Annotated in this window: 15 protein-coding genes; 9 read left to right on the top strand and 6 right to left on the bottom strand. The window is 61.6% G+C overall.

The annotated features are described in order from the left end of the window. The first annotated feature begins 19 nt into the window (after positions 1–19). The 7 genes from ccmI to QD336_RS03010 all read left to right on the top strand — a co-directional run bounded on the left by ccmI (position 20) and on the right by QD336_RS03010 (position 8,460). Positions 20–1,183, top strand: coding sequence for a c-type cytochrome biogenesis protein CcmI (gene ccmI / locus QD336_RS03040; RefSeq protein ID WP_269344221.1), 1,164 nt, complete (start codon positions 20–22; stop codon positions 1,181–1,183). Further along, positions 1,180–1,692, top strand: a complete 513-nt coding sequence (gene ccmE / locus QD336_RS03035) for a cytochrome c maturation protein CcmE (protein ID WP_269344219.1) — start codon at positions 1,180–1,182, stop codon at positions 1,690–1,692. The genes ccmI and ccmE overlap by 4 nt, the downstream gene beginning before the upstream one ends. Next, on the top strand, positions 1,689–3,680 hold the full coding sequence (locus QD336_RS03030) for a heme lyase CcmF/NrfE family subunit (RefSeq protein WP_499169292.1): 1,992 nt from the start codon (positions 1,689–1,691) through the stop codon (positions 3,678–3,680). Before ccmE ends, QD336_RS03030 begins: the two co-directional genes overlap by 4 nt. 125 nt (positions 3,681–3,805) lie before the next feature. Beyond that, complete coding sequence (locus QD336_RS03025) at positions 3,806–4,273, top strand: cytochrome c-type biogenesis protein (RefSeq protein WP_499169291.1); 468 nt, start codon at positions 3,806–3,808, stop codon at positions 4,271–4,273. Positions 4,274–4,426: 153 nt separating this feature from the next. Next, positions 4,427–5,983 carry a Do family serine endopeptidase gene (locus QD336_RS03020; RefSeq protein ID WP_499169290.1) on the top strand — a complete coding sequence of 519 codons (1,557 nt, stop codon included), beginning with the start codon at positions 4,427–4,429 and terminating at the stop codon, positions 5,981–5,983. Positions 5,984–6,282: 299 nt separating this feature from the next. Beyond that, on the top strand, positions 6,283–7,041 hold the full coding sequence (locus tag QD336_RS03015) for a response regulator transcription factor (protein WP_499169289.1): 759 nt from the start codon (positions 6,283–6,285) through the stop codon (positions 7,039–7,041). A 9-nt stretch (positions 7,042–7,050) separates the two neighbouring features. After that, positions 7,051–8,460 (top strand): sensor histidine kinase, encoded by a 1,410-nt coding sequence (locus QD336_RS03010; RefSeq protein WP_269344447.1) that lies wholly within the window; start codon positions 7,051–7,053, stop codon positions 8,458–8,460. Positions 8,461–8,517: 57 nt separating this feature from the next. Here the strand turns inward: QD336_RS03010 and QD336_RS03005 are convergent, their stop codons facing one another. Further along, complete coding sequence (locus QD336_RS03005) at positions 8,518–9,375, bottom strand: MipA/OmpV family protein (protein WP_499169287.1); 858 nt, start codon at positions 9,373–9,375, stop codon at positions 8,518–8,520. 326 nt (positions 9,376–9,701) lie between these two features. Between QD336_RS03005 and QD336_RS03000 the strand changes: the two genes are divergently transcribed. Then, entirely contained in the window at positions 9,702–12,671 is a 2,970-nt protein-coding gene (locus tag QD336_RS03000; protein WP_499169285.1) for a bifunctional [glutamine synthetase] adenylyltransferase/[glutamine synthetase]-adenylyl-L-tyrosine phosphorylase, read from the top strand. Between the two features lie 193 nt (positions 12,672–12,864). Here the strand turns inward: QD336_RS03000 and QD336_RS02995 are convergent, their stop codons facing one another. The 3 genes from QD336_RS02995 to pepN form a co-directional block, all read right to left on the bottom strand. Beyond that, positions 12,865–15,201, bottom strand: a complete 2,337-nt coding sequence (locus QD336_RS02995) for a PAS domain-containing sensor histidine kinase (RefSeq protein WP_499169283.1) — start codon at positions 15,199–15,201, stop codon at positions 12,865–12,867. 239 nt (positions 15,202–15,440) lie between these two features. Then, complete coding sequence (locus QD336_RS02990) at positions 15,441–15,761, bottom strand: carboxymuconolactone decarboxylase family protein (protein WP_269344208.1); 321 nt, start codon at positions 15,759–15,761, stop codon at positions 15,441–15,443. A gap of 136 nt (positions 15,762–15,897) precedes the next feature. Continuing rightward, a complete protein-coding gene (pepN, locus tag QD336_RS02985; protein WP_499169281.1) occupies positions 15,898–18,546 on the bottom strand; it encodes an aminopeptidase N in 2,649 nt (882 codons plus the stop codon). Positions 18,547–19,105: 559 nt separating this feature from the next. Here pepN and QD336_RS02980 point away from each other — a divergent pair. Further along, entirely contained in the window at positions 19,106–20,041 is a 936-nt protein-coding gene (locus QD336_RS02980; RefSeq protein WP_499169279.1) for a DMT family transporter, read from the top strand. A 347-nt stretch (positions 20,042–20,388) separates the two neighbouring features. On the opposite strand, the gene QD336_RS02975 is transcribed toward QD336_RS02980, so the two are convergent. Together QD336_RS02975 and QD336_RS02970 are read right to left on the bottom strand one after the other, a co-directional pair. Then, positions 20,389–20,580: a hypothetical protein gene (locus QD336_RS02975; protein WP_269344202.1), complete on the bottom strand. Its 192-nt coding sequence runs from the start codon at positions 20,578–20,580 to the stop codon at positions 20,389–20,391. A 152-nt stretch (positions 20,581–20,732) separates the two neighbouring features. Beyond that, positions 20,733–21,510, bottom strand: a 778-nt coding sequence (locus tag QD336_RS02970; protein ID WP_499169278.1) for a uracil-DNA glycosylase, incomplete at its 5' end; no start/stop codon positions are given.

The following is a 21,510-nucleotide window of genomic DNA, read 5'->3' as shown; positions in this document are numbered from 1 at the left end:
ATTCGAGTAATTGAGCCTTATGTTCTGGATTGTCGTTGCGATATTGACGGCGGCTGTCGCCATCGTCCTGATGTACCCGCTGATGCGGAAGACCGAGGTGCCCGAAACGCGCCGCGACGGTGAGGTTGCCGTTTATCGCGACCAGCTGGCCGAACTGGACCGCGAACGCGCCGCCGGCCTGATCGGCGAGACCGAGGCGGATTATGCCCGCGCCGAAATCGGCCGTCGCCTGCTGGCCGCCGCCGAGGCGGAAGAGGTGGCGACGAAGGATGCCCGGCCGCGCCGGCACAATCTTGCCGCCAGCCTCATCACCCTCCTGCTGCCAGTGCTCGGGCTCTGTCTTTACATCTGGAACGGCAGTCCGGAAACGCCGGACATGCCGCTCGAGGCACGCCTTGAAAACCCCGGCAACGACATGAACCTGCTGGTCGCGCGGGCCGAAAGGCATCTGGCGCAGAACCCGGAGGACGGCGGCGGCTGGGATGTTCTGGCGCCGATCTATTTCAAGACATTGCGGCTTGGCGACGCCGAGCTTGCCTATCGCAATGCGCTTCGTATTCTGGGCCCGAGCGCGGAGCGGCTGACGGGCCTTGGCGAAACGCTGGTGGCAGGCAATGACGGCATCGTCATCGAGGCGGCGCGGGATGCGTTTGCTGAGGCCGAAAAGCTGAAGCCCGGCAATCCGCGCGCCCGTTTCTACCTGGCGCTGTCGCTGGAACAGGCAGGCAAGGCGGAAGAAGCACGCGCGGCCTTTACAGCGCTGGCGGCCGATGCGCCGGCCGGCGCGCCGTGGCTTTCGCTGGTGCAAGAACATATCGCCCGCACCGGTGGCGCGGCGAGCCCTGCCGCGCCCGGCCCGACCGCTGAGGACATGGCTGCGGCGAATGACATGACGGCCACCGACCGGCAGGCGATGATCGAGGGCATGGTGGCGAGCCTCGATGCCAAGCTGAAGGACAACCCGGCCGATTTCGAAGGGTGGATGCGGCTTGTCCGCGCCTATTCCGTGCTGAAGAACCAAACCAAGGCCGGTGAAGCCTTGCGGGCCGGGCTGCAGGCTTTCCCGCCGGAGGGCGAACAGGGCAGGCAGCTTCTGGCGCTGGCGAAGGAACTGGGCGTTTCCGCAGGGCCCATCCGCATGGATGGCCAGAAGGATTCCACGCCGCAGGGAGTGACGCAATGACCCGCAAACAGAAACGGCTGGCGATCATCGGCGGCGGCATGAGCTTCATCGTTGCGGCGGTGCTGCTCGTGATGTTCGCCTTCGGCCAGTCGATCGCCTATTTCTACATGCCCGCCGATCTGGAAAAGACGCCGGTCAACCCCGGCACCCGTATCCGCCTTGGCGGGCTGGTGGCGGAAGGTTCGATCAAGCGCGGCGAGGGTCGCACGGTCAGCTTCACGGTGACGGATGGCGAGGCCAATGTGCCGGTCAGCTATACCGGCATCCTGCCCGATCTCTTCCGCGAAGGGCAGGGCGTGGTGACCGAAGGCATGTTCGATGCCGCCACCCATGGTTTCGTGGCCGACAGTGTGCTGGCCAAGCATGACGAGAACTACATGCCGAAGGAAGTGGCCGACCGGCTGAAGGACAAGGGCCTGTGGCAGCATGCAGGAGAGGGCGAAGAGCCTTCCGCCGCAACGCCGTCGACCAGCGCGGCTTCGGCCGACAAGACCGGAGCGACGAAATGATCAACGAGATCGGCCATTATGTCCTGGTTCTGGCGCTCGGCGTGGCGCTGATCGTCTCGACGCTGCCGGTGATCGGCGCGCGCCGCAATGACCGGGCGCTGATGGATGTCGCCTCGCTCGGCTCGGTCCTGATGTTCCTGCTGGTGGGCTTTTCCTTCGCGGCGCTGACGCGGGCCTATGCCGTCTCGGATTTTTCCGTGCGCAATGTCTGGGAGAACTCCCATTCGCTGATGCCGATGATCTACAAGCTGACCGGTGTTTGGGGCAACCACGAAGGCTCCATGCTGCTGTGGCTGCTCATTCTGGTGTTTTTCAGCGCGCTCGTCGCCGCTTTCGGCCGCAACCTGCCGGAGACGCTGAAAGCCAATGTTCTGGCCGTACAGGCGTGGATTTCCGTCGCCTTCCTGCTGTTCATCCTGCTTACCTCCAACCCGTTCCTGCGGCTGGAGCGGGTGCCGGCGGAAGGGCAGGACCTCAATCCCATCCTTCAGGATTTCGGCCTCGCCATCCATCCGCCGCTGCTCTATCTCGGTTATGTCGGCTTTTCCGTCTGTTTCTCTTTCGCCGTTGCCGCGCTGCTGGAAGGCCGTATCGATGCCGCATGGGCGCGATGGGTGCGGCCGTGGACGCTCGCCGCATGGACCTTCCTGACCGCGGGCATCTCCATGGGCTCCTACTGGGCCTATTATGAACTCGGCTGGGGCGGCTGGTGGTTCTGGGATCCGGTGGAAAACGCCTCCTTCATGCCCTGGCTTGCCGGCACGGCGCTGCTGCATTCGGCGCTCGTCATGGAAAAGCGCGAGGCGCTGAAGATCTGGACCGTGCTTCTGGCGATCATGACCTTTTCGTTGTCGCTGCTCGGTACCTTCCTCGTCCGCTCCGGCGTGCTGACCTCCGTGCATGCCTTCGCCACCGATCCGAGCCGTGGCATCTTCATTCTCGGCATTCTGACCGTCTTCATCGGCGGCGCCTTCGCGCTCTTCGCATGGCGCGCGCCGGCCCTGAAGGCCGGTGGCCTGTTCGCGCCGATCTCGCGTGAGGGGTCGCTCGTCCTCAACAACCTGATCCTGACGGTCTCGACCGCCACCGTGCTGATCGGCACGCTCTATCCGCTCATTCTCGAAACGCTGACGGGTGAAAAAATCTCGGTCGGTGCGCCATTCTTCAACCTCACCTTCGGCCTGCTGATGATCCCGATCCTGATCGTCACCCCGTTCGGGCCGATGCTGGCGTGGAAGCGTGGCGATCTTCTCGGCGCATTCCAGCGGCTTTATGTGGCGGCAGCGCTTGCCGCGCTTGCAGGGCTGACGCTCTGGTACATTGAAAATGGCGGCCCGGTGCTGGCGGCACTCGGCATTGCCGCCGGTTTCTGGCTGATTTTCGGGGCGCTGACCGATCTCTGGTATCGCGCCAATTTCGGCAAGCTCGCCTTCGGCATCGCGTTTCGCCGCCTGAAGGGCCTGCCACGCTCGGCCTTCGGCACGGCGCTGGCGCATATCGGCCTCGGCATCACCGTGCTCGGCATCGTCATCGTCACCACCTTCGAGACCGAAACCGTGCTGGAAATGAAAGAGGGCATGGCGGTGGAAGCGGGCGGTTACAGCCTGACCTTCGATGGCGTCCGCCATGCCGTCGGCCCGAATTTCACCGAGGATCGCGGCCATTTCACCGTGCGCAAGGCGGGTGTCGAGGTGGCCGATGTCTGGTCGTCCAAGCGGCTTTATACCGCAAGGCGCATGCCGACGACGGAAGCCGGCATCCTGACCTTCGGCCTCAGCCAGCTTTATGTCTCGCTCGGTGACCCGATGGCCGATGGCGGCATGGTGGTACGCATCTGGTGGAAACCCTTCATCCTCTGCATCTGGGGTGGCACGCTGTTCATGATGGCGGGCGGCTTCATCTCGCTCTCCGACAGGCGGTTGCGGGTGGGTGCGCCGACCCGCAAGGCGAAGCCTGTACGGGCTGCAATGCCGGAGGCGGCGGAATGACTTTCACACGCGCTCCCTCATTCCTGTGCTCGTCAAGGGAATCTAATCGAGACTCGTCTGCGCGGCGGGAGAGTCTTTCCAGCCCGAGGATTTGGGCTGGCTGGATGCCTGTGACGGGCACAGGAATGAGGGAGGGTGTGGTGAGACTCACTCTTCTTCTCACCCTCCTGTTTGCCGCCACGCTTCCCGCTCTCGCCTTTAACCCGGACGAAGTCCTCAAAGACCCCGTGCTGGAACAGCGCGCCCGCAACCTCACCTCGCAACTCCGCTGCATGGTCTGCCAGAACCAGTCGATCGACGACAGCAATGCCGAGCTCGCGCGGGATCTGCGCGTCCTCGTGCGTGAGCGGTTGGTGCAGGGCGACAGTGACAAGGCCGTCATCGATTATGTCGTCTCGCGTTACGGCGAGTTCGTATTGCTCAAACCACGCCTCAGCCTGCGCACCGTGCTTTTGTGGGGCGCGCCCATCGGTCTCACCCTTGCCGGGATTTTCGCCGTCTTCGTGTTTTCTCGCCGCCGCGCAAGTCAGGAACAACCGCAGAAACTGAGCGCGGACGAAGAAGAGCGAATTCGCAATCTCATTGAAAAATAAACGGTTTCCATTTCCGTCCCCGGTTCTTTTTCAACATTACGGATTTTTCATTCCGCAGACACTTCGCCGTAAGGTGTTGCCTCCTATATCTTCATCATCCACCGCTTCCCCGGTCATACGGGTTCCAGTCTGAATGAAGAAAGAAGGTACACCATGTCTCATTCGCAAAACGGACGTTCCTCGCTGAAGACGGCTTTGAAGGCCACGACCGTCGGCGGTCTTGCCGCTCTGATGCTGTCGACCGGCATCGCCGCACCGATCCTCCATTCGTTTGCCGCTCCCGTCGAAGTGACCGCGCCGCAGGTTCCGAGCTTCGCCAACGTGGTCGATGCGGTCTCGCCCGCCGTCGTTTCCGTTCGCGTGCAGTCGAACGTGCAGCCCGCTTCCGACGATTCCAGCAATTTCTCCTTCAATTTCGGCGGTCGTGGCCTCGACCAGCTGCCGGATGACCACCCGCTGAAGCGTTTCTTCAAGGAATTCGGTGGCCCGAACCAGGATCGCTCCGACCGTGGTCCGAACCGCCACCGTGACGGCAAGGGTCCGCTGCGCCCGGTCGCTCAAGGCTCCGGCTTCTTCATTTCTGAAGATGGTTATGTCGTCACCAACAACCATGTGGTCGATGACGGCTCCGCCTATACGATCGTGATGAATGACGGCACCGAACTCGACGCCAAGCTCGTCGGTCGCGATCCGCGTACCGATCTGGCGCTCCTGAAGGTCGATGTGAACCGCAAGTTCACCTATGTGAAATTCGCCGACGACACCAAGATCCGTGTCGGTGACTGGGTTGTCGCCGTCGGTAACCCCTTCGGCCTCGGCGGCACGGTGACGTCGGGTATCATTTCGGCCCGTGGCCGCGATATCGGCTCCGGCCCCTATGACGACTACCTGCAGATCGACGCCGCCGTGAACCGCGGCAACTCGGGTGGTCCGGCCTTCAACCTCAACGGCGAAGTGGTCGGCATCAACACCGCCATCTTCTCGCCCTCGGGCGGCAACGTCGGTATTGCCTTCGCCATCCCGTCCTCGGTCGCCAAGGATGTGATCGCCGACCTGCAGAAGGACGGCAAGGTGGAGCGCGGCTGGCTTGGCGTGCAGATCCAGCCCGTCAGCAAGGATATCGCCGAATCGCTCGGCCTTTCCGAAGCCAAGGGTGCGCTGGTCGTTTCGCCGCAGTCCGGCTCGCCGGGCGACAAGGCCGGCATCAAGCAGGGTGACATCATCACCGCCGTCAATGGCGAGCCTGTCAAGGATGCCCGCGACCTGTCGCGCCGCATCGGCGGCATGGCACCCAACAGCAAGGTTGAAATCTCGCTGTGGCGTGGCGGCAAGTCGCAGTCCGTGACGGTGACGCTCGGCGATCTCACCAGCGACGACGCCTCCAAGGCAACCCAGAGCCAGAACGACGACAAGGGCGGCAGCCAGTCCTCCAGCGAGAAGGTGCTGTCCAGCCTCGGCCTGACGGTAGCGCCAGCCGATGACGGCAATGGCCTTGCCATCACCGATGTCGACCCTGACAGCGATGCTGCTGCCCGTGGCCTGAAGACGGGTGAGAAGATCACCTCGGTCAACAACCAGCAGGTGGCTTCCGCAGCCGATATCGAGAAAATCCTCGAGCAGGCCAAAAAGGACGGACGCTCCAAGGCGCTGTTCCAGATCCAGACGGATGATGGCAGCCGCTTCATCGCTCTGGACATCGACCAGGGTTGATAGGCTGAAAGGCGATGCCGGTTCTTTCGGGAGCCGGCGTCGTATCCCGCTCTTCAGATGGGCGGTTGAGTATGACAGGGCGTTGCAGCCCGTTTCTTCTCCCCGAGGGGGAGAAGGTGGCCCGAAGGGCCGGATGAGGGGGCCAGCTCCCCGAATATCTCTACCGTCGCCCCCTCATCCCGCTGCCGCGGACTTCTCCCCGGCGGGGAGAAGAAACAAGCGGCGACCACTCGCTCCATAGGTTATTGCCCGTCTTGAGGCGAGATAACGCAATAGGCCAGATCTTCGGAGGAAACCTCATGGAAAACAAGGTTCAGGAAATGTCTGTCGCATCTGTTTCCGGTTGTGCGGAAAAGGGCGAGGGCGCTATTGTCCCGCACATGAAGATTCTAGTCATTGAAGACGACCTAGAGGCTGCGGCCTATATGACCAAGGCGTTCCGCGAAGTCGGGATCGTCGCCGATCACGCGAGTGATGGCGAAAGCGGCCTGTTCATGGGCTGCGAGAATGCCTATGACGTCATGGTGATCGACCGCATGCTGCCGCGCCGCGACGGGCTTTCCGTCATCAGCGAGCTGCGCCGTCGCGGTATCGATACGCCGGTGCTCATCCTTTCCGCACTGGGACAGGTGGATGACCGCGTGACGGGCCTGCGCGCCGGCGGTGATGATTATCTGCCGAAACCCTATGCCTTTTCCGAATTGCTCGCCCGTATCGAGGTGCTGGGCCGCCGCAAGGGCAAACCCGAGCAGGATATGATCTACCGGGTCGGCGATCTGGAGCTCGACCGGCTGTCGCATGATGTGCGCCGTGGCGGCAAGGAAATCCTGCTGCAGCCGCGCGAATTCCGCCTGCTGGAATATCTGATGAAGAATGCCGGCCAGGTGGTGACCCGCACCATGCTTCTGGAAAACGTCTGGGACTACCACTTCGATCCGCAGACCAATGTCATCGACGTACATGTCTCCCGCCTGCGCTCGAAGATCGAGAAGGACTTCGAGAAGCCGCTCTTGAAGACCATTCGCGGCGCCGGTTACATGATGAAGGACGAGGGCTGATTGGCGAAGATGGCCCGCCTCAGAATAGTGTTCAGATCGACGGCGGTGCGCCTTTCGGCGCTCTATATCCTGCTGTTCGCACTCTGCGCCGCCTTCCTCGTTTTTTACGTCACCGCCCTTTCCGAACGGCTGCTGAACCAGCAGACGCGCGATGCCGTCCTGCAGGAAGTCTCGGATGTACAGCGCATCTATAATCGCGGCGGCATCAACCCGCTGCTGAGGATGATGGAGCGCCGCGCCCGCCAGCCGGGCGCGAGCCTTTACGTCATTGCCGGGCCGAATGGTGAAATCCTTGCCGGCAACGTCGCTTCCGTGCAGCCCGGCGTCTTCGACAGGGAAGGCTGGACGGGCTTCCCGTTCCGTTACGAGCGTTATTCCGAAAGCGGCGACAGCGTGCAGCATCTCGCCACCGCCAATGTCTTCATGCTGGATAACGGCCTGCGCATTCTGATCGGCCGCGACCTTGGCGAGCCGACCAAGTTCCGTGCGCTGGTGCGCAATGCGCTGATGGTGGCGCTCGCCATCATGGGCGGCGGCGCGCTGCTCATCTGGTTCGGCATCGGCCGCAATGCGCTGAAACGCATCGACCGCATGTCGGCGGCGACGAAGAAGATCATGGCCGGCGACCTTTCCCAGCGTCTGCCGCAGGGCCGCTCCGGTGATGAATTCGACCGGCTGTCCGGCTCGCTCAACGCCATGCTCGGCCGCATCGAAAAGCTCAATGAAGGCCTGCGGCAGGTCTCCGACAATATCGCCCATGACCTGAAGACACCGCTGACGCGGCTGCGCAACAAGGCCGCCGCAGCCCTTGACGACGATGACGAGACGAAACGGCGCGCCGCACTTGAGGGCATCATCGCCGAATCCGACCAGCTCATCCGCACCTTCAACGCGCTGCTGATGATTTCCCGTGTTGAGGCAGGCTCCATCGCAGCAGAAATGACCGATGTGGATGTCTCGGCGATTGCCGCCGACAGCGCCGAGCTTTACGAGCCGGTGGCAGAGGATGCGGGGCTTGCGCTGGAAGCGCAAATCGAACCGGGCCTTACCGTCAAGGGCAATCGCGAACTGATCGGCCAGGCGCTTTCGAACCTCATCGACAATGCCATGAAATATGCCTGCGAAGGCGAGGGTGACAAAAAGCTCGTCGTGCGACTGGCAAAGGAGCCGGAGGCGATCGTGCTCTCCGTCGCCGATAGTGGCCCCGGCATTCCCGCCGACAAGCGTGGCGAGGTGCTGAAACGTTTTGTCCGGCTGGATGAGAGCCGTTCCAAACCCGGTACGGGGCTTGGCCTGTCGCTGGTGGAAGCCGTGATGGAGCTGCACGGCGGATCGCTGGTGCTTTCCGACACGGATGTGACAAATGCGGCCTGCCCGGGCCTGACGGTTTCAATGGTGTTTCCCGACAATAATCGCTGAGGAGCATCGGGAGCGTATCCAGCGGGGAAGATATCCCCGCCGGGCTGTTTTCGAGGCTCAGAACGTGTAGGCCACGCCGATCATCGCGAAGGGCTGAATATCCTTCTTCACCACCGGGCTGTTCTTCGCGTCGCCCAGCAGGAAGCCGACGCCGCCCGTGCCGGTGATCATCCAGTTTTCGGTCATCATGTAGGAGACCGAGGCGCTGGCGTCGATGCGCTTGAAACCGGCTTTCGCATCATAACGGCGCAGGCCGGAGCGAGCGGATTGGGCCGATGTGACGCCGAAATAGGATTTCATGTGGTTGTCGTCGGCCCAGGTGGCGGAGAGGTCAGCCCCGAGGATGAACTGGTCGACCTTGTGCGAGACGCTGGCGCCGACGGTTGCGGTCAGGCCTTCGCTGCCGCCGATGGTCTTGTCCACCTTGGCGTAGATTTCGAAGGGTTCCACGCCATAGGCGATCACGCCGCCGACCACGCCGCCGGCCTTGATGTCGCCGAGCCCGCGCAGGTTCTTCCTGTCGTCCTTTTCCTTGCGTCCCGCTTCCCAGCCGCCCTTGATGCCCAGCCTGAAACCGTTATTGTTCAGCAGATTGACGGTAGCGCCGCTGAAATCGATGCTCAGCGTGTCTCCATATTGCACGGAAACCAGCGGAACGGCGCCGGCTTCCAGCTTGTCCGAACCCTCATATTTCGGGGCATAGGCCGCACCCACGCCGAGCGTGATCTTCCAGTCGCTGGAACTGCTGTAACGCGCATCGTCGAAATTGCCCTGCGGGTCGACCACCCGGTTCGATTTGCCGATATCGGCGGCGAAGACGTGCGTGCAGACGGCCTGCGCCGCGGACAGCGTCGTCAGGCAGAGCGCCATGGCGCGCAGGTTCTTTTGCCATTTCACTGTAAAAAACTGTTTCATGATCCTATCCGTTGCAGCACCGGGCCTTGGAAAACCAGGGAGTGGGTTCCATTGGGGAGGACGCTACGCGGGCACAATTGCGGAGACATTACGCGAGATTGCCATTGGCGGATGAAATGGCGCTTCCGCGTGCCAGTCCCTGGAAAAGATCGGCAAAAGCGGTTTTCCTGATCGCAAAGCGCCCCGCATTTGTTACAACGCGGAGTATATGCGCCCGCAGGCTTCGTTGACGTGTGGCGGCAGGAGGGTTTTCGCGGGGAGCGGACCGTCCTGAACGTCAGGCACAACCGAAGCGCAAAGATGGGCTCGGAAGAGGGAGAGAGACAGTGACGAAACGGGAAACCGTCGAGAGGCGGCTGAGCGAGGTTCTGCCGGGCGTGATCCGCCCCTATACGCAGACGGAACTGAAATCCGTTCTTTCGACGCTGAAGGATATCGGCAAGGCGGAGCCGGCGGTGGCCGCGCTCCTCGCCGGCGAAAGTCAGCTGAAGGACTTCATCGCTGCGGCTTTCACCCTGTCGCCCTATCTGCGTGATATGGCGGCGGCGGATGAGGGGCTTTTGTCGCTGGCCATTTCCAGGCCGCTCGAGCCGTTGCTCACCGATCTCGTCGGTGAGGCGCGCGCGTGCTGGAAGCCGGGTGAAGAGGGCGGGGTGCCCACCGAAAACGAGGTGATGTCACGGCTGAGGATCGCCAAGCGGCGGCTTTCCTTCATTGCGGCCCTTGCCGATCTGGCGCGCATCTTCACCGCCCGCGATACGACGCGCTGGCTGAGCGACATGGCGGATGCCTCGCTCTCCGCCGCCATCGATCACCTGCTGCTTTCCGCCCATGAAAGCGGCAAGCTGAAACTGAAGAACATTGCCGCGCCGAGCGAGGGTTCCGGCCTGATCGTGCTCGGCATGGGCAAGCTCGGCGCGCGCGAACTCAACTATTCCTCGGATATCGATGCCGTCGTGTTCTTCGAGCCTTCGGCCGGCATCATGGACGATCCCTATGATGCGACGGAGAATTTCGGCCGCATGATGCGCCGTCTCGTGCGCATCATGCAGGAGCGCACGGCCGATGGTTATGTCTTCCGCACCGATCTGAGGCTACGGCCCGATCCCGGCTCGACGCCGCTCGCCATCCCCGTGGAAGCGGCGCTGCTTTATTACGAGGGCAGGGGCCAGAACTGGGAGCGTGCCGCCTATATCAAGGCGCGGCCGGTCGCCGGTGATATCAAGGCGGGCGAAAATTTCCTGCGCGAACTGACGCCCTTCATCTTCCGCAAATATCTCGATTATGCGGCGATTGCCGATATCCACTCCATCAAGCGGCAGATCCATGCCCATAAGGGCCACGGTGCGATTGCGGTGAAGGGCCACAATGTCAAACTCGGGCGCGGCGGTATCCGCGAGATCGAGTTCTTCGCCCAGACCCAGCAGCTGATTGCCGGCGGCCGCATGCCGCCGCTGCGCGTGCGGGCGACCGAGGAGGCGCTGGCGGCGCTGACCGAGGCGAAATGGATCGACGCCGAAACCCGCGACAGCCTGACGGAAGCCTACTGGTTCCTGCGCGAGGTGGAGCACCGCATCCAGATGGTGCGCGACGAGCAGACCCATGTGCTGCCGGACACAGAAGCCGAATTGAAGCGCATCGCCTTCATGCTCGGTTTCGAGGACACAAAAACTTTTTCCGAAAAGCTGGAAGAAGTGCTGCGGCTGGTGGAGCGGCGTTATTCGGCTTTATTCGAGCAGGAAGTGAAACTGTCAGGCGAGGCGGGCAATCTGGTCTTTACCGGCCAGAAGGACGATCCCGATACGCTGAAGACGCTTTCCACGCTTGGTTTTCAGCGGCCGGAGGATATTTCCCGCGTCATCCGCACCTGGCACAATGGCCGTTACCGGGCGACGCAGTCGGTCGAAGCACGCGAACGGCTGACGGAGCTGACGCCGGACCTGCTGCGCGCCTTTGGCGAAAGCAAGCGGGCGGACGAGGCGCTGCTGCGGTTCGATAATTTTCTCTCGGGCCTGCCGGCTGGCATTCAGCTCTTCTCGCTGCTCGGCAACAATCCGGCGCTGCTCGATCTGCTGGTGACGATCATGTCTTCGGCCCCACGCCTTGCCGAAATCATCGCGGCCCGCCCACATGTCTTCGATGGCATGCTCGACCCGGCGCTGATGAGCGACGTGCCGACCCGCGATTATCTCGCCCACCGCATGGGCAATTTCCTCTCCAATGCCCGTCATTACGAGGATATTCTCGACCGGCTGCGCATTTTCGCCGCTGAGCAGCGGTTCCTCATCGGTGTTCGGTTGCTGACCGGCGCGATCCGCGGCGAGGTTGCCGCCCGCGCCTTCACCCATCTTGCCGATCTGGTGATCGAGGCGGCGCTGAATGCCGTCCTTTCGGAAATGGAGGCGGCGCATGGGCCTTATCCCGGCGGTCGCGTGGCCGTCATGGGCATGGGCAAGCTCGGCTCCTTCGAGCTGACCGCGGGTTCGGATGTCGATCTCATCCTGCTTTACGATTATGACGACACCGCCCATGAATCCACCGGTACAAAACCGCTCGATGTCGTGCGTTATTTCACCCGCGTCACCCAGCGGCTGATCGCAGCGCTCTCGGCCCCGACGGCGGAAGGCGTGCTCTATGAGGTCGACATGCGGCTGCGCCCCTCCGGCAACAAGGGACCGGTGGCCACCCGCATGTCCGCCTTCGAGAAATACCAGCGTGAGGAGGCCTGGACCTGGGAGCACATGGCGCTGTCGCGCGCCCGCCTCATCTGCGGCGACGCCTCGCTGATGGAGGATGCGCGCCGCATCATCGCCTCCATCCTTTCGCAGAAACGCGACGTGGCCAAGGTTTCCGCCGATGTGCTGGAAATGCGTAATCTCATCGAGCAGGAAAAGCCGCCGGAAAACAACTGGGACTTCAAGCTCATCAATGGCGGGCTGATTGATCTCGAATTCATCGCCCAATATCTGGCGCTGGTCGGCCCGGTGAAGGGCCTTGCGGTGCACGAACCCGGTCGCAATACGGCCGAGGCCCTGCAGGCGCTGGCCGCGCCTGTCATGGAGCCGCAGGCTTTCGATGACTGCATGGCGGCGATGGGGCTTTACACTGAAATCTCGCAGATCGTGCGGCTGTGCATCGATGGCGCGTTTAATCCGAAGGAGGCGCCGGCGGGCCTCACTGATCTCGTTTGCCGGGCCGGGGATTGCCCGGATATTCCGACGCTGGAGGGAGAGGTGAAGCGGTTGGCGAAGGCGGTGCGGAAGGCGTTTGTGGCGGTGGTGAAGAATGGGGGGTGATGTCGGTGGGTGTGGCTTACCCCCCTCTGCCCTGCCGGGCATCTCCCCCACAGGTGGGGAGATCGATATGCGGCGAGGTTTTGCCCATCTCGACGTTAGAGTATGAAGTGGTGACAGTGCGTCTTGCCGATCTCCCTCCTTGTGGGGGAGATGCCCGGCAGGGCAGAGGGGGGTGAACCACACCCACCAAGCTTCAATGCACCGTCCCACAAACCCCCGCCGCATGCGGAATGATAATCGTCACCACCGTACCCCGGCCTTCACACGAGCGAATTTTCATCGTGCCGCCATGCAGTTTCACCAGCGAGCGGGAAATCGCAAGCCCGAGGCCGGAGCCGCCCTGGCTTTTGGCATATTGGCTCTGCACCTGTTCAAAGGGCTGGCCGATCTTGTTGAGCGCCTGGGCGGGAATACCGATGCCCGTGTCCGCAATAGTGAGGATCATGGCGGCCTGATGCACATGGGTGCGCAGCGCGATGCGGCCGCCGTTACCGGTGAATTTCACGGCGTTTGACAGAAGGTTGAGCATGATCTGCTTCATGGCGCGGCGGTCGCCCTGCATGGTCAGCCCGGCGCAGACCTTCTGCTGCACGGTGATGTTCTTCTGTTCGGCCTGAATGGCGGTGAGACGCAGCGTTTCCTCGATCAGCGGCGCGAGATCAATGGTCTCGCGGTTGATGCGCATATGGCCGGCTTCAATCTTCGACATGTCGAGAATGTCGTTGATGACGTTGAGCAGGTGTTTGCCGCTGTCGTGGATATCACGGGCATATTCGGAATATTTCGGCGAGCCGACCGGCCCGAACATCTCGTTTTGCAGGATGTCGGAAAAGCCGAGAATGGCGTTGAGCGGCGTGCGCAGCTCGTGGCTCATATTGGCGAGGAATTCCGACTTCGCCCGGTTGGCGGCCTGGGCGCGTTCTTTTTCGGCAAGGTAATTGGCGTTGGCGTCGGAAAGCTCGGTCTTCTGCCGCTCCAGCTTGTGCTGAGAGGCGGAGAGATCGCCGATGGTCGCCATCAGCCGGCGCTCGGAATCGCGCAGCCGTTCCTGATGACGCTTCAGAAGCGTGATATCGGTGCCGACGGAGACGAGGCCACCATCGCGGGTGCGGCGTTCGTTGATCTGCAGCCAGCGGTCATCGGCAAGCTGTACTTCCGTGGTGCGCGACAGGCCGGACTGGTCCGGATCGGCAACGCGGCGCTCAACGACCGGGCGGGCTGCCGCGGCATAGACCGTGCTTTTTTCCGTGCCGGCCACCAGCACGCTGTCAGGCAGGCCATAGGCCTTCTGGTAATGGGTGTTGCACATCACGAGGCGATCGTTCTTGTCCCAGAGAACAAAGGCTTCCGAGGTGGATTCGATGGCGTCGGCAAGGCGCTGATCGGCCTCGGCGTAACGCTGGGCAAGGCGGTGCTGTTCGGTGACATCCATGGCGATACCGATGACACGCGGACCGTTATTGGTGCGGATAACCTGGGCGCGGGCGCGAAGCCAGACATAATGACCCTTGGCATGGCGCATGCGGAAAATCTGGTCGATCTGGCGCAGGTTGCCGCATCCGACGGCGCGGGCGAGTTCGTAGAGATTGCCGTCTTCGGAATGCATCATCCGTGCCGCATCGGAGAAAGAAAGCGGGGCCGCCTTGGGTGGAAGGCCAAGAATTTCATAAAGCGAACCGGACCAGAACATGCGCCGGCTGGAAAGATCGAAATCCCACAGGCCACAGCGGCCGCGTGACAGTGCCGTCTCCACCCGCAGGTTGGATTCGGCAAAGATGTCATCGGCGTCGCGGGCGCGTTTCACCTGCATGTAATAGGCATAAAGCACGACGAGCAGGATGGAGGAGATGCCGGCGAACAGCGTCACGTTCATGGCGATTTCGCTGCGCCAGAAGGAGCGGATCGGCTGCAGCGAACGCGCTGCGATCACCATCGCGCCGTCGTCGCCGAAGGGGATCATCGTCGCATAATGCTGCTGGCCATCGATGTTGGTCTCGATGGTGCCGGGCGCACCAGGGAAACGCTGCACGATGGCGATTTCGGGAAGCAGGGCCGGCAGCGAGGTGCCGATATAAAGCGTGGCGTCCTTGCCGGCGCCCGCGAAGATGCGGCCATTGCTGCCAGAGAGCAGCACCATGGTGCCATCGGCAAGGCTGCCCGACGGCAATGCGGCAACAAGGTTCGCTTCGGCGCGGGTACGATCCTGCGCGGTGAAGATCGTATCATTGTTGAGAAGTGCTGCCTTGGCGGTCAGTGCCGTCAGCGCGGTGGAGTGGCGGGCGGCCTCTTCCATGCGGCCATATTCGGCGACGATGCCCAGCATGCGCGAGGCGGCAACAACGACGAGGAAAGCGAGGATGAGAATGGGGATCAGGCGTTTCAGCAGGGTCTCGACCTGCGGCATCGGTCGGTCGGCGCCATTCATCAAACCCATCAGGTCGCTGGAAAGCCTTTCGCCCCAGGCTGCAAGATCAGAAAATTTGGCATACGGCCGCTCATCGCCCGCAGTCGCCCGCCGCACGTTCGTCATTGTCCCGCCTTTTAGAAGTCCCTCGTGATTCGAAGCGCCGCCGCTCGAATATCCCTAATGAATCAAATGCGATTCGCCGTGTCCAGAGGCAAAAGTTAAAAGAATTTTAACCCTTTGAACCGACTCCGTATTTTTTCGGGACAATCTCTTCCCGCTTTGGGAAAAGCGGGATTCATGAAGGAAATCAGTGAGCCGGCACGTCAATTCCGGCTGCTTCGGGATGCCGTCTGGAAGGTGTTTCAGGCTCCGTCGAAAGCATCAAGCGCGGGAGCGAGCGCGCCGATTACGCCATTGCCGGCGGCGGGGAGGCCGGTGAGCACCGCGCTGATGATATCCTCACGGCTTGCACCGCGCGCCTTGGCTTCCATCACATGAAAACCGATGCCGCTTTCCAGGCGAAGTGCGGCCAGAATGCCGATATAGATCAGGCTCTGCGTCTTCACATCGAGCGTGGAGGCAGTACCGAGACCCTGCACCGCCTGAAGCCACGCCGCCTTGTGGGCCGGGGCATCGGTTATGAAGCGCTGAAACGAAGCGCTGGTCCTCGACATGTCCGTCATCCGCATTTCCTTTCTGATCTCGAGCCGTTTTGGCCCCTTGCACAGCATGATGCTGCGCAATGCACGACGCCGCCTTGATGGAAATCAAGACGGCGTCGTGGCCTGGATCAGAAACGTGGTTGAGCTTTGCCGGACATCAGCCCTTCAGGATACGACCGACAATATCGCTCACATCCGTCGAGAGACCCTTGGCCTCTGCGATGGTCGAAAGCGCTGCTTTCGCGTGTTCGGCGCGGCTTGCCTCCAGCGAACGCCAGGAGCGCATGGACGTGAGGATACGCGCGGCAAGCTGCGGATTGCGCTTGTCGATGGCGATGATCTGCTCCGCGAGGAAACGATAGGCCGCACCATCCGCACGGTGGAAACCGGTGGGGTTGGAGAAGGCGAGCGTACCGACCAGCGAGCGCACCCGGTTCGGATTGGTGGCGATGAAATGTTTCGATTTCATCAGTGCCTTGATGCGATCCAGCGCACCTTCGCCGGGAATGGCGGCCTGCAGCGAGAACCACTTGTCGAGAACGAGCGCATTGTCGGCAAAGCGCTTTTCGAAGGCGGCAAGCGCTTCCTTCGTCTCGGCGCTGTCGGGAAAACGCTGCGTCAGGACGCTGAGCGCATGCGCAAGGTCGGTCATGTTGGTGGCGTCAGCATAGGCCTTGGCTGCCCGCTCCGGTGTTCCCTCGGCAAAGGCGAGGAAGCTGAGGGCACCGTTTCGCAACGAACGGCGTCCGGCACTGTCGGCATCGGGGCTGTAGGCTTCACCATTGGCGGCGCTGTCGGCAAGGCGCCGCAGCGTTTCGAGACCGGCCGTGGCAATTGCCGTGATCGTGGCATTACGCGCCTTGTGGATGGCGTCCGGATCGGTGTTGCCGCCGAGTTCGCGGGTGATATCCGTTTCGCTTGGCAGGGCCAGCGCCTGCGCCCGGAATGCCGGCTCAAGCGCGTCGTTGCCGATGATCTCGATGAGCGTGGCGGAGAGGGCCGCATCCGTGCGGATTTCTTCGCCGTTCTGCACCGCCTTGGTGGCGGCAATCAGCGCCGGCAGGGCAAGATCGGTCAGCGCCTGGAAACGGGCGAACATGTCTGTTTCATGCCGGGCGATCTGCACCAGATCATCAGCATTCTGTTCGAAATCCAGATTGATCGGCGCGGAGAAGCTGCGATTGATCGACAGCACCGGCCGCGAGGAAATGCCGGAGAAGGAGAAGGTCTGGTTGCGTTCGGTCAGATGCAGCACGCCATCGCGATAGTCGCCGCCTTCGACGGTCTTCGGCTCGGCGATCTGGCCGTTGTCGAGGATCAGCGCCAGCGACAGCGGTATGTGGCGCGGCTGCTTCAGAGGCTGGCCGGGCGTTGGTGCCACGGTCTGTTCCAGCGTCAGCTTGAAGGTGGCATTGCCCGCATCATAGGCCGATGAAATGGAGACGAGCGGCGTGCCCGCTTCCGTGTACCACAGCGAAAACTGTGAAAGATCGCGGCCGCTGGCATCGGTGAAGCTCTTGACGAAATCTTCGACGGTCGCCGCTTCGCCGTCATGACGTTCGAAATAAAGGTCCATGCCCTTCTTGAAGTCATCCTCGCCGAGAATGGTGGCGATCATGCGGGTGACTTCGGCGCCCTTTTCATAAACGGTCGTCGTGTAGAAATTGTTGATTTCGCGGTAGCTATCCGGGCGCGGCGGATGCGCCAGCGGGCCGGAATCCTCCGGGAACTGCTCCGACTTCAGATGCCGCACATCGGCAATACGCTTGACCGGGCGCGAGCGCATGTCCGAAGAAAATTCCTGATCGCGATAGACCGTCAGGCCTTCCTTCAGGCAGAGCTGGAACCAGTCGCGGCAGGTGATGCGGTTGCCCGTCCAGTTGTGGAAATATTCATGCGCGATGATGCGCTCGATATTGGCGTAGTCAGCGTCAGAGGCGGTTTCCGGGTCGGCCAGCACGAATTTGTCGTTGAAGACGTTGAGACCCTTGTTCTCCATCGCGCCCATGTTGAAATCGGACACGGCGACGATCATGAAGATATCGAGGTCGTATTCGCGACCGAAGCGCTCTTCGTCCCATGTCATCGAACGTTTCAGCGCATCCATGGCATAGGCCGCGCGCGGCTCCTTGCCGTGTTCGACGTAAATCTTCAGCGCCACTTCGCGACCGGACATGGTGGTGAACGTGTCTTCCACCACGCCGAGATCACCGGCGACGAGCGCGAAGAGATAGCTGGGTTTCGGGTGCGGATCGAACCAGGCCGCGAAATGGCGGCCTTCGTCGTAATTGCCGCCGCCGAGGAAATTGCCGTTCGAGAGCAGCAGCGGGTTGCCTTCCTTCGCCGCGATGATTGTCACCGTATAGGGCGCCAGAACATCCGGACGGTCGGGGAAATAGGTGATGCGGCGGAAACCTTCCGCCTCGCATTGGGTGCAATAAACGCCATTGGTGCGATAAAGCCCCATCAGCTGCGTATTGACCTGCGGATTGATGTAATTGGTGACGCAGATCTCGAAGGGAGATTCGGCCGGCAGGTCGCGAATGGTCAGGCTGTCGGGCGTGGCGTCATATTGATCGGCGGGAAGCTCCACCTGATCGAGCAGCAGGCCGGAAAGCTTCAGTTCGTCGCCATCGAGAACCAGCGGTGCCTGCCGGTCAGCGCCTTCGCGGCGGTGAAAGATCAGACGGGCTTCGACCTTGGTATTCTTGGGGTCGAGTTCGAAGGTGAGATCCACCCGCTCCAGAACGAAATCGGTGGGGCGGTAATCTGCCAGGTGAACGATCTGGCCCGTGTCTGTTCGCATGACTATCCCTGAATAACTTAGCGTGGTCTTCCCGCCATCATGTCGTCATAAGGCCGGGATGTAAAATAGGTGGAGTATTCGTCACGTTCATGTGCGCATCGGAGGACATTCTGTCCCGCCATAAAGGCTCTACCGGCCATGCAGACGATCCTCCCGCCGCCGGACCCGTGGACCATCGCAGCAAATGTTGAACGATTGCTGAAATTATATTTTATTTTCTTCAAATTTTAGCGCGTGTCGCTTTTGGTCTGGTTCTTTCTTCGTCATGCCGGCCGGATCCGGCATCCAGCCGATGCGCGTCTACGCGTCGGATGGGGCTCTTCAGCACAAAGACTTGGGCTGGCTGGATTCCGGCTCAAGGCAGGAATGAAGGAGGGAAGGCAACAGCCGCGGGAACAATCCCTGACCGGATCAACCGAATTCATGGGTAAATAACATTTTTTGTTGTAAAGCGCCGGAGGAATGCTCTAGCCTTGCGCTAATCCAGTCCCCCCGCGTCGTCCTCCCGCATGAAAATCCCCCGATGGCGTGTCTGCGCAGCCGATATGAGTAACTGCCAATGAACGCCGAACCGATGAATCCCTTCCGCGGGATCAGCATGAAGCTGATTTCGGTTGGCTTTTTTCTGGTCATGCAGACCTGTATCAAGGCCGCAGGCGATGTGCCGGCCGGCCAGATCACCTTCTTCCGCTCTGCCTTCGCCATTTTGCCCATCATCGTCTATCTCGCTTGGCTGCATGCGCTGGCAAGCGCGCTGCACACCAATAATCTCCTCGGCCATTTCAAGCGCGGCTTTCTCGGCATTCTCTCCATGGCCTGCGGTTTTTACGGGCTGACCATGCTACCGCTGCCGGAATTCATCGCCATCGGTTATGCCTCGCCGCTGCTTGCGGTCGTCTTCGCCGCCGTCATTCTGCATGAGAAGGTGCGGGTCTATCGCTGGAGCGCGGTGTTCGTGGGCATGATGGGCGTGCTGGTGATTCTGTGGCCGAAGATGACGCTTTTGCAGGAAGGCGGTTTTGCCGCGGGTGAGGGGTTGGGCGCCATAGCCGTTTTGTGCGGCGCAGCGCTGGGCGGGCTGGCGATGATCCAGGTGCGGCAGCTGGTGGAAACCGAAAAGACGCCGACCATCGTGCTCTATTTTTCGCTGACCGCCACTTTGTTATCGCTCATCAGCGTGCCCTTCGGCTGGAACGCGCTGACGATGACGCAGGCCATGCTCCTGATCACCAGCGGCATCTGCGGCGGTGTCGCACAGATTTTCCTGACGGAAAGCTACCGTCACGCCGAAGTCTCCGTCATCGCCCCCTTCGAATATAGCTCCATCGTCTTCGGGATTGTGGTCTCCTACATTCTGTTCGGCGATATTCCCACGATGACAATGCTGATCGGCACGGCGATCGTCATTCTCGCCGGCATCTTCATCATCTTCCGTGAGCATCAACTGGGTCTGGCGAGACGCGCGGCGCGCAAGGCTTCGACGCCGCAGGGGTGAGGTTGCTGCTCCCACGGTATGGTTGCGTGCCGTTCTCTTGAAGTTAGCGACGACGGGTCTCTCTTCTCTGGGCGTCATCCTCGGGCCTGTCCCGAGGATCTGCCTACGTTTTGATTTTGTTGAGGTGCTTAGATCCTCGGGGCAAGCCCGAGGATGACGTCGCGGAAAATGCGCCCCCTACGCCCTCAATTTGATGTCACGTAGCGTGCCGAAGTCTGAATCGGACAGCGCCAGGAAAACTCGAGGATGACGTCAGACGCCACAAAAGCAAAAGGCGCCTTCCCGAAGAAAGACGCCAGCGCGCAATCATATCTATCGACCAGCGACTAAACTGGCCTGAGTGCTTCTCAGCGCTCGCGGAAATCCGCGAAGACTGCCGAAGGACGCGTCACGCGGACCTGCTGCATGGCAGCGCGTGCGGTCATCTGTTCGTTTGCGGCAGCGCCGAAACGATGGTAGCCCTGACTGGAGCGAGGGCCGAGGCCCGCCAGGCGGAGCGATTCAAAGCCGGAATGTACCGGACGGAAGCGAGTGGTCATTGCCTTGGTTCCTTAAACCGAATTCCTCCCAAGACATGATCGCTATATCGCAGCGCAGCATGGATTCGGCAAGCCGGCCAAATGCGCCGCTGTTATGCGTAATGCGCATGGCTTTTTTCATAATTCATTTACATTGGATAAGAATGAGGCAATCAGCCTTCAGCAATCTTTGCCTGAAAAGCCAATAAATCCTGCCATGCCAAGGACTTGCTGGCCGGTGCGTTCAACAGTTCCTGCGGGTGCAGGCTGGCCAGCGCCGGCAAAACAAGGTGACCGGCTGCGACATCACGCCACTGTCCGCGCAACGTATGGATGGTGCCGGTGCCGCCAAAGAAGAAACGTGCGGTGAAGTTGCCGAGAAGCAACAGGTGTTTTGGCTCCGCCAGCGCAATCTGGCGTTCGATGAAGGGCCGGCAAATATCCATTTCGGCCTGAGTCGGCGGGCGGTTGCCCGGCGGCCGCCACGGCACGACATTGCCGAGCATGATGGCGCTGCGTTCAAGGCCGATGGCCGCCAGCATGCGTTCGAGCAGCAGGCCGGTCTTGCCGGCAAAGGGCAGGCCTTCGCGGTCGTCATCCGCGTCCGGCATGGGGCCGATGACCATGATGGCGGAGGCGGGGTCGCCTTCACTGAAGATCGTGTTACGGGCGCTGTTTTTCAGATTGCAGCCGCTGAAACCCTCGAGTGCGGTTTTCAGTTCGGCAAGCGATCTTGCGCTTTCGGCGGCAAAACGTGCTGCGGAGACGGCCTGCTCGTCCGGCATGGCGACATTCTGCTGAACCGCGGGGGCCGATGGTGCGCCGCGCGCCGGGGCGCTCCGGCCGGGGGCCTGCCGCTGCGGCGCGTCGGCACGGCGATCCGCCGGCCTGTCCATCTGGCGTGACGCTGCGGCCGCCTCCTGCCCCGGCATGGGGCGGGCAGGGCGGGCG

This window comes from Rhizobium sp. BR 250 (assembly GCF_047445855.1).
In the GTDB taxonomy this organism is placed as follows: Bacteria; Pseudomonadota; Alphaproteobacteria; order Rhizobiales; family Rhizobiaceae; genus Agrobacterium; species Agrobacterium tumefaciens_I.
Note: the sequence above shows the minus strand (reverse complement) of the source record. Positions and strands in the feature narration are given on the sequence as shown.

What these genes read in the sequence shown, in the direction of transcription:
- ccmI (WP_269344221.1), top strand. Translation starts at nt 20, where the DNA reads ATGTTCTGGATTGTCGTTGCGATATTGACGGCGGCTGTCGCCATCGTC.
- ccmE (WP_269344219.1), top strand. Translation starts at nt 1,180, where the DNA reads ATGACCCGCAAACAGAAACGGCTGGCGATCATCGGCGGCGGCATGAGC.
- QD336_RS03030 (WP_499169292.1), top strand. Translation starts at nt 1,689, where the DNA reads ATGATCAACGAGATCGGCCATTATGTCCTGGTTCTGGCGCTCGGCGTG.
- QD336_RS03025 (WP_499169291.1), top strand. Translation starts at nt 3,806, where the DNA reads ATGAGGGAGGGTGTGGTGAGACTCACTCTTCTTCTCACCCTCCTGTTT.
- QD336_RS03020 (WP_499169290.1), top strand. Translation starts at nt 4,427, where the DNA reads ATGTCTCATTCGCAAAACGGACGTTCCTCGCTGAAGACGGCTTTGAAG.
- QD336_RS03015 (WP_499169289.1), top strand. Translation starts at nt 6,283, where the DNA reads ATGGAAAACAAGGTTCAGGAAATGTCTGTCGCATCTGTTTCCGGTTGT.
- QD336_RS03010 (WP_269344447.1), top strand. Translation starts at nt 7,051, where the DNA reads ATGGCCCGCCTCAGAATAGTGTTCAGATCGACGGCGGTGCGCCTTTCG.
- QD336_RS03005 (WP_499169287.1), bottom strand. Translation starts at nt 9,375, where the DNA reads ATGAAACAGTTTTTTACAGTGAAATGGCAAAAGAACCTGCGCGCCATG.
- QD336_RS02995 (WP_499169283.1), bottom strand. Translation starts at nt 15,201, where the DNA reads ATGACGAACGTGCGGCGGGCGACTGCGGGCGATGAGCGGCCGTATGCC.
- QD336_RS02990 (WP_269344208.1), bottom strand. Translation starts at nt 15,761, where the DNA reads ATGACGGACATGTCGAGGACCAGCGCTTCGTTTCAGCGCTTCATAACC.
- pepN (WP_499169281.1), bottom strand. Translation starts at nt 18,546, where the DNA reads ATGCGAACAGACACGGGCCAGATCGTTCACCTGGCAGATTACCGCCCC.
- QD336_RS02980 (WP_499169279.1), top strand. Translation starts at nt 19,106, where the DNA reads ATGAACGCCGAACCGATGAATCCCTTCCGCGGGATCAGCATGAAGCTG.
- QD336_RS02975 (WP_269344202.1), bottom strand. Translation starts at nt 20,580, where the DNA reads ATGACCACTCGCTTCCGTCCGGTACATTCCGGCTTTGAATCGCTCCGC.